Genomic DNA, 12,515 nt, shown 5'->3' on the forward strand with positions numbered 1-12,515 from the left:
AGGCCCGGCACGACCGCCGCCCCGGCCGCCACCGCGAGCCCCGCGCCGCCGACTGCCGCGACCCGCAGCCAGCGCCGCCGCGTCCACGCGTCACGCCCCCGGTCGGCGGTGATCCGCACGTAGGCGGCCTGCCCCCGGCCGTCCCGCGCGGCCCCGGCGAACGTCCCGGGCGGGCACGGGTCGGCGTCGGAGAGCAGCGCGCGCACGGTCCTCACATCGTCGTTCATGACGGAACACTCCTTCGTACGGCCGGAACGGGCACACGCCGCTCGGTGGCGTCGATCTCTTCGAGCACGGCGGCCAGCCGCCGGCGCGCACGGTGCAGCCGCACCGAGAACGCCTTGGCCGAGCACCCGGCGGCGACCGCCGCGTCCCTCGGCTCCAGGCCCTCCCACGCGACCAGCAGCAACGTCTCGCGGTCGCGTTCGGGCAGCCGCCGCAGCGCCGCCGCGACCCGGCCGCCCTCGGCGAGCCCGACCGCCACGTCCGCCACCGGCTCATGGGTGGCGCGGTCGTCGCGCAGCCGCCCTCACAACCGGAAGCGCCGCCGCTGCCCGCGGGTCTCGTTCGCCAGCACGTTGCGGGCCACGTTCAGCAGCCACGGGAACGGCCGGTCGGCCGGGACCTGCCCCCGCCGCCGCCAGGCGACCAGGAACGTCTCGGCCGCCACGTCCCGCGCCGTGTCGAGATCGACGCGCCGGGCCGCGTACCCCAGCACGTCCTCGTAGTGCGCGTCCCACAACTCGGCGAACCCATCATCGGGATCCGGCACACCGGCTCCTCTCTGGTGATGTCGCTGTCACCCCGAGATGTCCGGCATCCCACCCGCGACTACAGCCCGAGGAAAATACGCCCACGACGAAACAAGATCGAACAGACCGTACGGCCCGGCTACGGTCCTGGCATGCGCGAAGTGAGAACCGCCGACGGCCGCGTCCTCGCCGTCGAGGAGTGGGGCACCCCGGACGGCGCCCCCGTCCTCTACCTGCACGGCACCCCCGTGGGCCGGCTCGCCCGCCACCCCGACGACACCGTGTACACCTCGCGCGGCATCCGCCTGATCACCTTCGACCGGCCCGGCCTCGGCGGCTCCACGCCCCGGCCCGGCCGCCGCGTCGCGGACGGGGCCGACGACATCGCCGCCGTCGCCGACGCGTTCGGCCTGGACCGCGTCCCCGTCTACGGCGTGTCCGGCGGCGGCCCGCACGCCCTGGCGTTCGCGGCCCTGCACCCCGACCGCGCCACCCGCGTCGCGTCCCTCGCCGCCCTCGCCCCCCGCGACGCCGACGGCCTGGACTGGACGGCCGGGATGATGGAGGGCAACGTCCGCACCGCCGCCGTCGCCCGCCGGACCCGCGAGGACATGCACGTCCACCTCGGCGCGGACCCCTCGGCCCCGCCCCGGCTGCCCGCGACCGAGACCGCCGTGCTGTCCCGTCCCGAGATCGGCCGGATGCTCGCCGCCGCCTACGCCGACGCGGTCCGTCCCGGCCTGGACGGCTGGGTCGACGACGCGCTGGCGCTGTTCGGCCTGCCGTGGGGCTTCGACCCGGCGGCGGTCACCGTCCCGACCCTGCTGTGGCACGGCGCGCTCGACCCGGTCGTCCCCGTCGCCCACGCCCGCTGGCTGGCGGCCCGCCTTCCGCACGCCACCGTCACGATCGACCCGGACGCGGGCCACGCCGGCCACTTCGACGCGACCCCCGCCGTCCTCGACTGGCTGCTGGAGAAACCGTCCGCCTGACATCCTGGACGGGTGCGAACGCTGATCGTGCTGCGCGGCAACTCGGGCTCGGGCAAGACGACCGTGGCCCGGCGGCTCCGCCTGGCCCGGCCCCACCGCGACGTGGCCGTGGTCGGCCAGGACGTCGTCCGCCGCGAGATCCTGCGCGAGCACGACGTGCCCGGCGGCGCCAACATCGCCCTCATCGACACGATCGTCCGCCACACCCTGGACGCGGGCTACCACGTGATCCTCGAAGGCATCCTGGCCGCCACCCGCTACGCCCCCATGCTGGAGGCCCTGCGCCGCGACCACGACGGCCCGAGCCACTGGTACTACTTCGACATCCCCTTCGAGGAGACGCTGCGGCGGCACGCCACCCGCCCGCAGCGCGACGAGTTCGGCCCCACCGAGATGGCCGCGTGGTACCGCCCCCGCGACCTGCTCCCCACCGCCTGCGAGAAAATCATCCCGGCAGGCAGCGCCCTGCCCGAGACGGTCCACCGCCTGCTGACCGAGACCTCACTCCTCGCCGGTGAACCGCTCCTCACCCGAGAACCGCTCCCACGCCGACTGCCGGGTGATCCCGAGCGCGCCCCCGATCCGCGCCCAGGTGACCCCGCGCCGGCGTAGTTCCCGCACCCACACCCGCAGATCGGCCTCCACCTGGTCGGCGACCGCCGCGATCCGCGGGATCTGGGCGAGCATCTCGTCCTCGCCCATCCCGTCCCACCGGGGCAGCCGCACCTGGACGGCCCCGTCGGCGTACTCCCGCACGATCGCCTCGGCGGCCCCCGCGCACTCCCGGCAGATGTTCATCCCGGGCCCGGCGAAGACCTCCCCGGCCTCCCCGGCGGACCTCCCGCAGAACGAACACCCCACGCCCTCGGCACCCGCGTCCATCCCACCTCCGTGTCAGGGTTCCCCTGACACGCTAATCCGTCAGGGAATCCCTGACAACCACGATGGCTCCCGCCGAACGGGTCAGATCCGGGTGACGTCCAGGACGGCGTGGACGACCGCGTCGGTGTCACGGAGGTCGGCCAGCACCAGCTCGGCCCCGGCGTCCCGCAGCGCGGCCTCGTCGCTGGCCCCCGTCGCCACGGCCACCACCCGGGCCCCGCCCTGATGCCCCGCGGCGACGTCGAGCGGAGTGTCCCCGACCAGGACCGTGGACTCGGGACCGAACGACTCCCCGTACTTGGCCTCCGCGCGCTCCCTGGCCAGCCGGACCAGCGGCGGACGCTCGACGCCGTCCATGCCGTACGCGCCGACACCGAAATCCACGAGCCCGTCCAGACCGAACGCCGCGAGCTTGCAGCGGGCGATGGACTCCATGTTCCCGGTCAGCAACGACTGCACGACGTCCGGGCGGGACGCCAACGCCTCCAGCCCGGCCCGCGCCCCGGGGAGCGCCCTGCCACGGGCCGCGATCTCGTGCCGACGCTCGGCGAACCCGCGCCCGAGCGCGTCGGTGAACCTGACGACCAGCTCCTCGTCCGGATCCACGCCGTGCAGGCGGAGCGTCTCAGCCGTGATCGCCCGGTCGGTGCGCCCGGCCATGACGGCGACCCGCTCCAACGGCCGCCCCACGACCTCCCGGAAGGCCGCCGCGTAGATCTCCCTGCTGAGCCCGGCGACGCTGAGAAGCGTGTGGTCGATGTCCCAGAGAACGAGGGTCCGCACCCGGCGATGCTACGACAGCCCGACGACGAGCCCCCAGAGGACCTCGCTGCGGAGAATCTCGCCTGAGGCCGCCTGGCGATGGGGCCTCTCGACGGCGGTGCGGACGGCGTCGCGCCCATGGGGCGGGGGTCAGCCGCTGGAGGGTGGTGTGGGCGAGGGCGCCCGGGGGGTGGCGGCCCAGGAGGCGAGCAGGCGCAGGCCCTCTTCGGAGGGCGATCCGGGCTCGGCGGTGTAGATGGTGAGGGTGAGGCCGGGTTCGGCGGTCATCTCCAGGCTCTGGTAGGCCAGGGTGAGGGGGCCGACGGCCTGGTGGTGGAAGTGTTTGGTGCCGGTGCCGTGGAGACGGACGTTGTGGGCGCCCCAGCGGGTGCGGAAGGCGTCGCTGCGGGTGGACAGTTCGCCGACCAGGTCGTGCAGGTCCTTGTCGTGGGGGTCGCGGCCGGCCTGGGTGCGCAGGATGGCCACGGCGATGTCGGCGGCCTGGTCCCAGTGGGGGTAGAAGCGGCGGGAGGCGGGGTCCAGGAAGTTGAAGCGGGCCAGGTTGGCCTGGTTGCCGGGATTGGCGTAGATGTCGCTGTAGAAGGCGCGGGCGAGCTGGTTGGCGGCCAGCAGGTCCAGGCGGCCATTGTGGACGAACGCGGGCCCGGCGGTGACGGCGTCCAGGGTCCACTGCAGGCTGGGGTGCGGCTTCCACTGGCCTCTGGTTCGGCTGCGGCGGGGACGGGTGAGGGCGTCGGTGCCGTCGGCGGCCTGGGCCAGGTTCAGCAGGTGGGCGCGTTCGGCGTCGTCCAGTTGCAGGGCGCGGGCCAGGGCCTCCAGCACGGAGGGGGAGACACCGGCCAGGTTGCCGCGTTCGAGTTTGGCGTAGTACTCCACGCTCATGTCGGCCAGGGCGGCGACCTCGCTGCGGCGCAGCCCCGGCACCCGGCGCCGGGAACCGGGCGCCAGCCCGGCCCGCTCGGGAGTGATCTTCGCGCGCCGCGAGGTCAGGAACTCGCGGACCTGCTCACGGTTGTCCACCCCTCAACGGTAGGTCCTACCCGCGGCGATAAAGGTGTACTGGCAGTACACCCTTCGCTGGTGACTGGTTGGGCGCGCCCACCGAGGGTTATCTGGAAGGTGTGGTGCTCCTTGGGCCGGAGGTGAAGCCGGTGACCGGAGGGGCCCCCGTCCGGCCCGGGCGGTCGGCTGTCTGACGCCTCGGGCTCCCAACCACACGCGGCGCTGTCCGGCACCCTGCCGACGCGCGTGCGCCCATCCCATCATCCCAAGGAGCCTTCTCATGCGCGGAGCAGTGATCCACGCCCCCGGCGACATCCGGGTGGAGACCCTGGACGACCCGAAGATCCTCCACCCCACCGACGCGATCATCCGCACCGCGGTGACGTGTGTGTGCGGCTCGGACCTGTGGCCCTACCGCGGCGCCGAACCCACCGACGAGCCGCACCCGATGGGACACGAGTACGTCGGCTTCGTGGAGGAGGTCGGCTCACAGGTGACCGCGGTCAAGCCGGGACAGTTCGTCGTCGGATCGTTCGCGACCTCGGACAACACCTGCGCCAACTGCCGCAACGGCTTCCAGTCCAACTGCCTGAACCGCGAGTTCATGAGCACCTGCCAGGCCGACTACGTCCGCATCCCCAACGCCCAGGGCACCCTCGTGGCCACCGACGGCGTCCCCGACGAGCGGTTCTGGCCGGGGCTGCTGGCGGTCTCGGACGTGATGGGCACCGGCTGGTGGGCCGCCGACGCCGCCGAGGTCAAGCCCGGCTCCACCGCCGTGGTGGTCGGCGACGGCGCGGTCGGGCTGTGCGCGGTGATCGCGGCCAAGCGGAGGGGCGCTGAGCGGATCATCGCCATGTCCCGGCACGAGCCCCGCCAGCGGCTGGCCCTCCGGTTCGGCGCGACCGACATCGTCACCGAGCGCGGCGAGGACGGCGTGGCCCGGATCAGGGAGCTGACCGGTGGGATCGGCGCCGACAGCGTGCTGGAGTGCGTCGGCACGTCCGAGGCGATGCGCCAGGCCCTGCACGCGGCGCGGCCGGGCGGCAACGTCGGCTTCGTCGGCGTCCCCCACGAGGTGGCGCTTGACGGGCAGGAGCTGTTCTTCTCCCACGTCGGCCTGCGCGGCGGCCCGGCCCCCGTACGCCGCTACCTGCCCGACCTGATCGACCAGGTCCTGAGCGGCGCGATCGACCCGGGCCAGGTCTTCGACCTCACCCTTCCCCTGGACCAGGTCGCCGAGGGCTACAAGGCCATGGACGAACGCCGCGCCATCAAGACCCTGCTGCGGCCGTAGACGAGATCGCGGGCAGACGGCGCGAGATCTGCTCACCTCGATGTGGTCGGCGTTCCGGTGAGCGGTTCCACCTTGCCGCGGACGCTGCGGGCACTGCCTGATCCGCGGGTCGAGGCCGGTGCGGTCCGCGATCTCTCCCGCGCGCACCGGAGGCCGCGCACTCGCGTGCTCGCTCATCCGGGGTTTCTGGGGGCGATGGCCAGTCCGGCCTCGATGGTTTCGGCCAGGTGGTCGCCGAGAAGGTCGGCATGCTCGGTGAGGGAGGCGACCGCGGTCGTGTCGGCGGTGTGGGCCAGGAGGTCGAGGTACGCGGTGTCGTCACCCAGGCGCTGGGACGCGCGGATCGAGTCGGCGCGGGCGACGAGGCCGGCGTAGCGTTCGAGGGTCTCGACGCGCTGCGTCACCTCATGGACCGATTGGTCGAGGGCGGCCAGCTGGGGACCCAGGACCTTGTCCAGCTCAGGGGTGTCGGCCATGCGGTCGTACTCGTCGAGCTTGGCCCGCAGAACGGTCTGCCGGTGGAGGAGCTCGGCGATCTGCCAGCGTTCGTCGGGAAGGACGACCGCGTTTGCGATCTCGTCGAGTAGCCCGTCCCGGGTGACCTCGGCGTCCAGGACGACGGCGATCGCCTGCCGGGTGCGCTCCATCAGCTCCCGCGAGGGCCGGTCCAGGTCGGAGGCCCGCAGGTACCGGCGGTGGTGGGCGCGGGCCCCGGCAAGCTTTGCCCGCAGCGGCCTGGGGAGGTTGGAATCCGATGTGGGGTCCAGGTAGACCCAGATCGCGAGGATGACCGTCACGGCGCCGAGGATGCCGGCGGGGATCAGGGCGAACTTCGACGCGGCCCCGGCGGGCAGGTCCGGGACCAGTCCGACCAGGGTGAGGATCCAGGTGACGAACAGGGTGACCAGGCCCCCCACGCCTGCGACCATCGCGGCAAGGATGGTGGTGAGGATGAGATGCAGGGTCGCGCTCAGGATCGTCAGGATGAGGGTGCTCCAGAACGGAACCCGGGGGAGCGGATCGCCATACGGGTAGCAGACGTCGACGCAGGCGCTGAGGCGTTTGCGGGCCTTCTCCGGGACGTCTGGAGCGAAGACGATGAACTCGGAACTGGTCACGGGGGCCTTTCGGACTCTGCGGATGAGCGGCCTCCACAAGATCGTGGAGGAGCTCTTGCCCTGACAGACAGGGTCCGGGTCCAGGACGACCTGCTGCCATCGACTGAGGGCACGGTACAAGACGGGCGTTAGTCGCAGAAATCCGCAAAACCGAGACCGCCGCAAGCCTCGGTTCCCCTTGAAGGAGGCTCCGAGGCGGGACACGTGGCAGACGGTCCGTGTTGCGCGCGGAATCAATGGGCTCTGGCTCACTCTCGATGATCGAGGCGGCAGAGCGTGATGTACGGGTCAGCGGTGGTGGAGTACTCGGATCCTCAACAGGTCGAGGTCGGCGCGGCCGAACATCCGCCCCTTCAGGAACTTGATCTTGTTGACGGTGCCTTCGACGGCTCCACTGCTGTGGGGCAGGGACAACCCGGCGGTCACTGCGGCGTGGTCGCGTCGCAGGCCGGTGGCGAAGGCCGCCGACTGAGGTGAGCCCGTGGCTGCGGTCGTGGCGATCCAGCCCGAACGCGCCGCGGTCGAATACGCCCCCAGGGGCATCCGTATCAACGCCGTGTGCCCCGGCGTCATCGAGCCCCCGATGCTCGCCGACACGCTCGAAGGCCAGGCCGAGGCCATGGCCGAAATCATGGAGCAGCAGCCCGGCCGCCGTCTTCGTCCTCGCAGCTCAGACGGCAGGCCAGAAGCCGTACGGCCGTACCGGATCCATAGGACTCGGAAGGTCAGTCCGCGTACGCGTCAAGTTTCGCTCCGGCGTCATACAGCTGCTGGAGACATTCGTATATTTCGGGTGCATCGGTCTCCGACGCGCTGAAGGTCTTACTGAACGCGATGTCCGCGGGACTGTAGTCCTCGTCGTTATGGATCGTGGGGTCCGCCCCTCCGGCCAGCATCAGCCTGACCACGTCCGGCAACGACGCGCGTAGGCCGACGACGTAGTCGATGCCGAGTTTCCGCAGGGCTGAGTGCAGTGGTGTTTCACGCTCGTAGAAATCCATGTCCAGCAGCGGGTCGAACTCCGTCCGGCGGCCACGGTACGGCTCGAAGTAGGTCGACCAGACGTCGAGCGCCGACATCTCCTCGGTGATCGCCGCGTTGGGATCGGCTCCGGCGGCGAGGAGAAGACGCACGGTTTCCACGGATCCGGAGAACGTGGCCAGGTGAAGGGGCGTAAGGCCGGATCGCTCCAACGGTCCCGTGCCGAGACCGCTTTCCAACGCCGCCCGTACACGCTCCACGTCGCCCCAGGCACAGGCCCGTCCGAACTCGATGGCGGGGGTCGACCGCCGCAGGCCGGAAAGCCTGTCGGAGAGCCAGACCCTCACCGGCACCGGCTGGCGGCCCTCATGGTCGACGCGGTAGGTCGGCACCTCGGCCGTCGTCGCGGCCTCGGCCAGGTCGACGAGCAGATACCACTGCCCCTCGTCCTCGCCGATCGTGTACCAGGCGCGGTCCTCGGTCACGAGACCGGGCTCGGTTTCCGAACCCTCTCCGCTGTAGAGGTTGACCTCCCACTCGAAGTCGTCGTTCGTTCGCAGGCACTGCCCGGCGGGCCAGGCCACGGCCAGCAGCGCCTGGACGGACGGGGGAACGGGGCACTTCCCCGCGGGAGTCGTGACGACCCACTCCCGTGGTTCGAAATCGTCACGGACGCGGCCGTGGAGCCGCTCGATCTGCTCCACGACGTGCGGGGAAAGGGGGTCGGTGCCGTCGGGCATGGACGATTGTTCCTTCTGTGCGCTGGAGGCGGAGCGGGACGTCGCCTGTGTCAGGAGTTCTTGATGCGTGCGGCGAGCGCGCGTGCTTCCGTCCGGGTCAGGAGGACCGCGCCGCGGGCGGGGTCCTTGGAGTCTCTGATCCCGGCCATGCCCGCGTCAGCGGCGACCTCAACGCAGGCGTCTCCTGAGTCGCTGCTGCGGGAGGACTTCCGCCACTTCGCTTTGTTCAGGTCCATCGCTCGTCGGTTACCTTCCTGATCAGCGCATCCGGGGTGTCCGTGTCAGGAGTTCTTGATGCGTGTGGACAGTGCGCGTGCTTCTATGCGGTTCAGGAAGACCACGCCGCCGTCGGGGTCCTTGGAGTCTCTGATCCCGGTCATGCCAGCGCCAGCGGCAACTTCAACGCAGGCGTCTCCTGAATCGTTGCTGCGGGAGGACTTCCGCCACTTCGCTTTGCTCAGGTCCATCGCTCGTCGATTACCTTCCTGATCAGCGCTCTAGAGTCCAGCTCATTGAGTGACTGCGCTTGCAGTGTAGCGAATGCCTCGCTTACCTGAGCTATGCGGGCGGGATCACTGGTGGTTTCGCCGCCAAGGGCGTTGGCTGCGTAGGAGACCTCTTTCCGGTCTTGCTGGGTCGCGATGTGAAAAGTTCCCCACACGCCACGGTAGTACCTGAACGGTGCTATCTGGATATGGACGCGGTCCCGTTGAGAGGCCTCGATAAGATACTCAAGCTGCTCCCGCATGACCTCGGATGAGCCGACCAAGGTATACAGGACCGCCTCGGACATGACGACGCAGACAAGCGGAGGACGCTCACGTTCCAGGATGGTCTGGCGTTCCATGCGACCCGCGAGCTCGTTCTCATCACGCAGCAGGACGCTGGCGTACGCCTTGGTCTGGAAGAGCCCATAGACCAAGCTGTGCTCATACGCGCGGATCATGGTCGCGTTCTGCTCGGCGCGGGGGAAGTTGGCGAAGAAGGTGGGGTACTTCTCCTCCTGCAACGGCTCGATGAACTCCCGCCACGCCGACTGGACCTCGTCACCCGTGTCCAGCGCGACGTCGATCCGAGCGGCGAAATCCGCGCGGCACTGTGTCGCCCCGGTCTCTATCTGTGAGATGTAGGAGCGCACGACGTTCAGGCGTTCGGCCAGTTCGTCCTGCGTGATCCTCGCCCGTTTGCGACGCCTCCTGACTTCCTGGCCGAAGGACATGGACTCAGGCGTGCGAGGGGGGTTCGCCATGATCCGCCTTTCGCTAGCGATCCGTCAGTGGAAGTCAGGAGCGTCAGCCGCCCGCGCGTGTTGCGAGCGTGACGACGTTCTTACGTAGCGATGTTATGCCGCGTCATGACTACATGGAAGTGCGTTATCCGATATTGACCCGGAGTCACAAACCAAAGGCAGCAGCCATGATCGACGAGCCGAGGAATTCCCCCGTTCCCGCCATGACCGATCCGTCCGTGTTGATGCTGACTTCCTCTCCCGAGGCGATCAAAGCCGCACGGGATTTCGCACGCGGCTGGCTGGACGGGAAAGGCTTCCAGCGCACGGCCGTCGAGATCGCGTTGCTGATCGTCAGCGAGCTGGTCACCAACGCCTACAAGCACGGCAGCGAACCAGGGCAGGCGATCTCCGTCCGGCTGTACCTGTCCGAGGCCGGACCCGTGGTCGAGGTGTGCGACGGCAGCGACGCCGAGCCGCACGTCAAGCCGCTGACCCTCGACACATTCTCCGGCCGGGGACTGGCGATCGTCTCCGAGCTGGCACGGGCGTGGGGCTTCCGGCACCTGGCGTCCGGCGGCAAGACCGTCTACGCGGTGATGAGGGAGAAGACACCATGAACCCGCGCGCCGTGCTGCTGGCGATCCTCCAGGACCTGTTCCCGACGTGGGACATCTGGATCTGTGACCGGGGAGTGTGGCGGGCCGCCGGTGTCATGCTCGTCAGCGCCTCGACGATCGACGGACTGGTGGAACACCTGGCGGGCGCGGACCCGGACGGCTTCACCCAGGCCGCACGCCGATTCACCAGGGGCACACCGCAACCGGGTCAGAACGGTGGCTGATCGACGAAGGCTCCTTCTGCGCGAGGGGCCGGAGGAGGGGCGCCGCGCCAGTCACGGAGCATCGCCACGGCCTCCTCGGCGCGCCCCTGGCGGATCAGCAGCTCCGCGATGAGGACAGTGCTCCCATGACCGTCGCGGTTCGGCTCCAGAACGGCGATCGCCTCGTCGAGACGTCCCGCATCGGCCAGCAGGCGGGCCAGGCGGTCCGCCATGAACCATTCATCGGCCTCGGGGTGGGCGCGCAGTTCGTCGATCGCCTGCTCGGTCCGGCCGCAGTAGGCCAGCAGCGACATGCGTTCCAGGAACAGATCGAGATCCATGCCCGCCGACTGCGCGGCGAGTTCGTCGAAGAGCGCCAGCGCCTCTTCCACCCGCTCCTGGTCGGCCAGCAGTGTCCACAGCATCCGCAGGTCACACTCGCAGCCGCCCCTTCCCACAACGGCGCGTAGCGTCTCGATCGCCTCGTCGACGCGCCCATGCCGGATCAGCAGCTCCGCCAGGCTCATCGCGGCGTTGGAAGAACCATCCGTGACGAACGGCCGATACACCTGAGCGGCCCCGTCCACCCGCCCCAGTCGCTCCCGCATGTCGGCCAGGTGATCGGCGGCATACTCTCCCCCCGGTGTCGCCATCAAGTCCCGCAGCTCCCTCTCCCGGCCGAGCCGAGCCAGCAAGCCGGCGAGCTGTTCGAGATCATTGGTGTGGATGACGTCGCCACGGGGGTAGTGCGTGTACAGGAACGCCACCGCCTCATCCAGGCGTCCCTGCCGCTCCAACATCTGGGCTTTGAGCCCAACCAGGTTCGAGGGCTTGCAACGATGGTCATCCCGGCTGACTGCTGGTAGCAGCGACATCACCTGTTCGTCGCAGCCCTGGCCGTCGGTCAGCTCGACCAGGGCTTTGGCGAGGAACCAGTCCTCGACCTGGGGCCCCAGCAACGCGATCACCTCATCGGTGCGTCCCTGCGAGGCCAGCAGTCTTGCCAGCCGTTCCACCGCGAGTCGCTCTCCCGCCTCGACCTGCGGACGCACCAGGGCGATCGCCTCATCCGTGCGCCCCCACTCGTGCAGAAACGCCGCGACCGTCCCCACCGCCTCCCACCAGCCGGTGTCGACGAAAGGAGTGAGCACGTCCAGGGCGGCGTCCCGTTCACCCCGCTCGATCAGGTCCAACGCGACATGGTGAGCGCAGTACCAGTCACCGCGCTGCGCCTGCCTGCGCACCTCGTCCAGATGCCCGTGTTCGACGAGCAACGTCACCACCCACGGCGGGACCCATCCCGAGTAGGTGCGGAACCGCCAGTCAAGATCCTCAGCGTCCATGGCGGCGGACCGTACCGACTGCCACCGACACGCCCTCGCCGATTTGACGGGCCCCGCGCGAGGGCATACCTTCTTCCCTTGTCCCCAACGGGATGCAGGACGCCCATGCGGCGGCCGGCCCGGGGGAACCCACCAACGATCACGCCGACGAGGCGGTTTCGTCGCGTCTGCGTGCCCGTAGGTGGATCTCGATCTCTTCAGAACCACCCGATTTTGCAAAGTCGGACGGTTCTGGTGAAATGGAGACATCGCCCGAACGGGAAACCGGAAAGGGCGAAATCAGGGAAGTCCGGTGAAATTGACAGACCGGCCGGAACTGATAACGTAAAGCGAGTCGCCCCGGAGCGAGAGACGCGCAAGCGGATCAAGCGCGGTGGGTGTCCGTTTCTTGAGAACTCAACAGCGTGTTAAAAGCCAGTGCCTTTATAGGCTCGGCCAAGGTGCCGAGCCACCCCGTCCGGCTCTTTCGGGAGTCGACAGGGATTTCTTTGAGGCAACGAGACCCTTGAGGGGTCTCATTGTCGGGATTCATTTCCCATGAAGGTTTGGCGGTTGGGGGTTCGCCCCTCCGATC

At 69.7% G+C, this 12,515-nt stretch carries 19 protein-coding genes; 6 read left to right on the plus strand and 13 right to left on the minus strand.

What is annotated here, in order from left to right; genetic code table 11:
- From AKI01S_RS45765 to AKI01S_RS53100, 3 genes are all read right to left on the minus strand, one after another.
- Positions 1-227, minus strand: a 227-nt coding sequence (locus AKI01S_RS45765; RefSeq protein WP_157420620.1) for a hypothetical protein, incomplete at its 3' end; no start/stop codon positions are given.
- Positions 224-493 (minus strand): sigma factor-like helix-turn-helix DNA-binding protein, encoded by a 270-nt coding sequence (locus AKI01S_RS53095; protein ID WP_218010066.1) that lies wholly within the window; start codon positions 491-493, stop codon positions 224-226. The genes AKI01S_RS53095 and AKI01S_RS45765, both read right to left, overlap by 4 nt.
- A gap of 36 nt (positions 494-529) precedes the next feature.
- Positions 530-772 (minus strand): RNA polymerase sigma factor, encoded by a 243-nt coding sequence (locus AKI01S_RS53100; protein WP_218010067.1) that lies wholly within the window; start codon positions 770-772, stop codon positions 530-532.
- Between the two features lie 132 nt (positions 773-904).
- Here AKI01S_RS53100 and AKI01S_RS45775 point away from each other — a divergent pair, with 132 nt between their 5' ends.
- Both AKI01S_RS45775 and AKI01S_RS45780 read left to right on the plus strand, forming a co-directional pair.
- Complete coding sequence (locus AKI01S_RS45775) at positions 905-1,744, plus strand: alpha/beta fold hydrolase (protein WP_067832602.1); 840 nt, start codon at positions 905-907, stop codon at positions 1,742-1,744.
- A 12-nt stretch (positions 1,745-1,756) separates the two neighbouring features.
- A complete protein-coding gene (locus AKI01S_RS45780) occupies positions 1,757-2,356 on the plus strand; it encodes a kinase (protein WP_067832604.1) in 600 nt (199 codons plus the stop codon).
- Here AKI01S_RS45780 and AKI01S_RS49980 read toward each other — a convergent pair.
- From AKI01S_RS49980 to AKI01S_RS45790, 3 genes are all read right to left on the minus strand, one after another.
- Positions 2,246-2,626 (minus strand): ClpX C4-type zinc finger protein, encoded by a 381-nt coding sequence (locus tag AKI01S_RS49980; protein ID WP_084000900.1) that lies wholly within the window; start codon positions 2,624-2,626, stop codon positions 2,246-2,248. The two genes, AKI01S_RS45780 and AKI01S_RS49980, sit on opposite strands and share 111 nt — an antisense overlap.
- Positions 2,627-2,707: 81 nt before the next feature.
- Complete coding sequence (locus AKI01S_RS45785; RefSeq protein WP_067832606.1) at positions 2,708-3,409, minus strand: HAD family hydrolase; 702 nt, start codon at positions 3,407-3,409, stop codon at positions 2,708-2,710.
- Between the two features lie 129 nt (positions 3,410-3,538).
- Positions 3,539-4,429, minus strand: a complete 891-nt coding sequence (locus tag AKI01S_RS45790) for a helix-turn-helix transcriptional regulator (protein ID WP_067832609.1) — start codon at positions 4,427-4,429, stop codon at positions 3,539-3,541.
- Between the two features lie 262 nt (positions 4,430-4,691).
- Here AKI01S_RS45790 and AKI01S_RS45795 point away from each other — a divergent pair, with 262 nt between their 5' ends.
- Positions 4,692-5,708: a zinc-dependent alcohol dehydrogenase family protein gene (locus tag AKI01S_RS45795; protein WP_067832611.1), complete on the plus strand. Its 1,017-nt coding sequence runs from the start codon at positions 4,692-4,694 to the stop codon at positions 5,706-5,708.
- A 173-nt stretch (positions 5,709-5,881) separates the two neighbouring features.
- Here the strand turns inward: AKI01S_RS45795 and AKI01S_RS45800 are convergent, their stop codons facing one another.
- Together AKI01S_RS45800 and AKI01S_RS54880 are read right to left on the minus strand one after the other, a co-directional pair.
- Positions 5,882-6,826 (minus strand): hypothetical protein, encoded by a 945-nt coding sequence (locus tag AKI01S_RS45800; RefSeq protein ID WP_067832613.1) that lies wholly within the window; start codon positions 6,824-6,826, stop codon positions 5,882-5,884.
- A 288-nt stretch (positions 6,827-7,114) separates the two neighbouring features.
- Positions 7,115-7,447 (minus strand): transposase, encoded by a 333-nt coding sequence (locus AKI01S_RS54880; RefSeq protein ID WP_439951713.1) that lies wholly within the window; start codon positions 7,445-7,447, stop codon positions 7,115-7,117.
- Between AKI01S_RS54880 and AKI01S_RS54790 the strand changes: the two genes are divergently transcribed.
- A complete protein-coding gene (locus AKI01S_RS54790) occupies positions 7,383-7,643 on the plus strand; it encodes a hypothetical protein (RefSeq protein WP_369688787.1) in 261 nt (86 codons plus the stop codon). The genes AKI01S_RS54880 and AKI01S_RS54790 overlap by 65 nt on opposite strands.
- Here the strand turns inward: AKI01S_RS54790 and AKI01S_RS45810 are convergent.
- The 4 genes from AKI01S_RS45810 to AKI01S_RS45820 are packed head-to-tail and all read right to left on the minus strand — an operon-like array spanning position 7,552 to position 9,766.
- Positions 7,552-8,547 (minus strand): ankyrin repeat domain-containing protein, encoded by a 996-nt coding sequence (locus AKI01S_RS45810; RefSeq protein WP_067832615.1) that lies wholly within the window; start codon positions 8,545-8,547, stop codon positions 7,552-7,554. The genes AKI01S_RS54790 and AKI01S_RS45810 overlap by 92 nt on opposite strands.
- A gap of 50 nt (positions 8,548-8,597) precedes the next feature.
- Complete coding sequence (locus AKI01S_RS45815; RefSeq protein WP_067832617.1) at positions 8,598-8,783, minus strand: DUF397 domain-containing protein; 186 nt, start codon at positions 8,781-8,783, stop codon at positions 8,598-8,600.
- Between the two features lie 45 nt (positions 8,784-8,828).
- Positions 8,829-9,014 (minus strand): DUF397 domain-containing protein, encoded by a 186-nt coding sequence (locus AKI01S_RS49990; RefSeq protein ID WP_084000902.1) that lies wholly within the window; start codon positions 9,012-9,014, stop codon positions 8,829-8,831.
- Positions 9,005-9,766: a helix-turn-helix domain-containing protein gene (locus AKI01S_RS45820; RefSeq protein ID WP_067832620.1), complete on the minus strand. Its 762-nt coding sequence runs from the start codon at positions 9,764-9,766 to the stop codon at positions 9,005-9,007. Before AKI01S_RS45820 ends, AKI01S_RS49990 begins: the two co-directional genes overlap by 10 nt.
- A 197-nt stretch (positions 9,767-9,963) precedes the next feature.
- On the opposite strand from AKI01S_RS45820, the gene AKI01S_RS45825 reads away from it, so the two are divergent.
- Positions 9,964-10,395, plus strand: coding sequence for an ATP-binding protein (locus AKI01S_RS45825; protein WP_169814129.1), 432 nt, complete (start codon positions 9,964-9,966; stop codon positions 10,393-10,395).
- Positions 10,392-10,619: a hypothetical protein gene (locus AKI01S_RS45830; protein ID WP_067832624.1), complete on the plus strand. Its 228-nt coding sequence runs from the start codon at positions 10,392-10,394 to the stop codon at positions 10,617-10,619. The genes AKI01S_RS45825 and AKI01S_RS45830 overlap by 4 nt, the downstream gene beginning before the upstream one ends.
- Here the strand turns inward: AKI01S_RS45830 and AKI01S_RS45835 are convergent.
- The gene (locus AKI01S_RS45835) at positions 10,604-11,941 is read right to left on the minus strand and encodes a tetratricopeptide repeat protein (RefSeq protein ID WP_067832626.1); all 1,338 of its coding nucleotides are present in this window, start codon (positions 11,939-11,941) and stop codon (positions 10,604-10,606) included. The two genes, AKI01S_RS45830 and AKI01S_RS45835, sit on opposite strands and share 16 nt — an antisense overlap.
- Between the last annotated feature and the right edge of the window lie 574 nt (positions 11,942-12,515).

The sequence above is a fragment of the Actinomadura kijaniata NBRC 14229 genome (assembly GCF_001552175.1).
In the GTDB taxonomy this organism is placed as follows: domain Bacteria; phylum Actinomycetota; class Actinomycetes; order Streptosporangiales; family Streptosporangiaceae; genus Spirillospora; species Spirillospora kijaniata.

Bases quoted from the DNA above. Each gene is read 5' to 3' on its own strand.
- AKI01S_RS45775 (WP_067832602.1), top strand. From the start codon at position 905: ATGCGCGAAGTGAGAACCGCCGACGGCCGCGTCCTCGCCGTCGAGGAG.
- AKI01S_RS49980 (WP_084000900.1), bottom strand. From the start codon at position 2,626: ATGGACGCGGGTGCCGAGGGCGTGGGGTGTTCGTTCTGCGGGAGGTCC.
- AKI01S_RS45795 (WP_067832611.1), top strand. From the start codon at position 4,692: ATGCGCGGAGCAGTGATCCACGCCCCCGGCGACATCCGGGTGGAGACC.
- AKI01S_RS54880 (WP_439951713.1), bottom strand. From the start codon at position 7,447: ATGGCCTCGGCCTGGCCTTCGAGCGTGTCGGCGAGCATCGGGGGCTCG.
- AKI01S_RS45810 (WP_067832615.1), bottom strand. From the start codon at position 8,547: ATGCCCGACGGCACCGACCCCCTTTCCCCGCACGTCGTGGAGCAGATC.
- AKI01S_RS45815 (WP_067832617.1), bottom strand. From the start codon at position 8,783: ATGGACCTGAACAAAGCGAAGTGGCGGAAGTCCTCCCGCAGCAGCGAC.
- AKI01S_RS49990 (WP_084000902.1), bottom strand. From the start codon at position 9,014: ATGGACCTGAGCAAAGCGAAGTGGCGGAAGTCCTCCCGCAGCAACGAT.
- AKI01S_RS45820 (WP_067832620.1), bottom strand. From the start codon at position 9,766: ATGTCCTTCGGCCAGGAAGTCAGGAGGCGTCGCAAACGGGCGAGGATC.
- AKI01S_RS45825 (WP_169814129.1), top strand. From the start codon at position 9,964: ATGATCGACGAGCCGAGGAATTCCCCCGTTCCCGCCATGACCGATCCG.
- AKI01S_RS45830 (WP_067832624.1), top strand. From the start codon at position 10,392: ATGAACCCGCGCGCCGTGCTGCTGGCGATCCTCCAGGACCTGTTCCCG.
- AKI01S_RS45835 (WP_067832626.1), bottom strand. From the start codon at position 11,941: ATGGACGCTGAGGATCTTGACTGGCGGTTCCGCACCTACTCGGGATGG.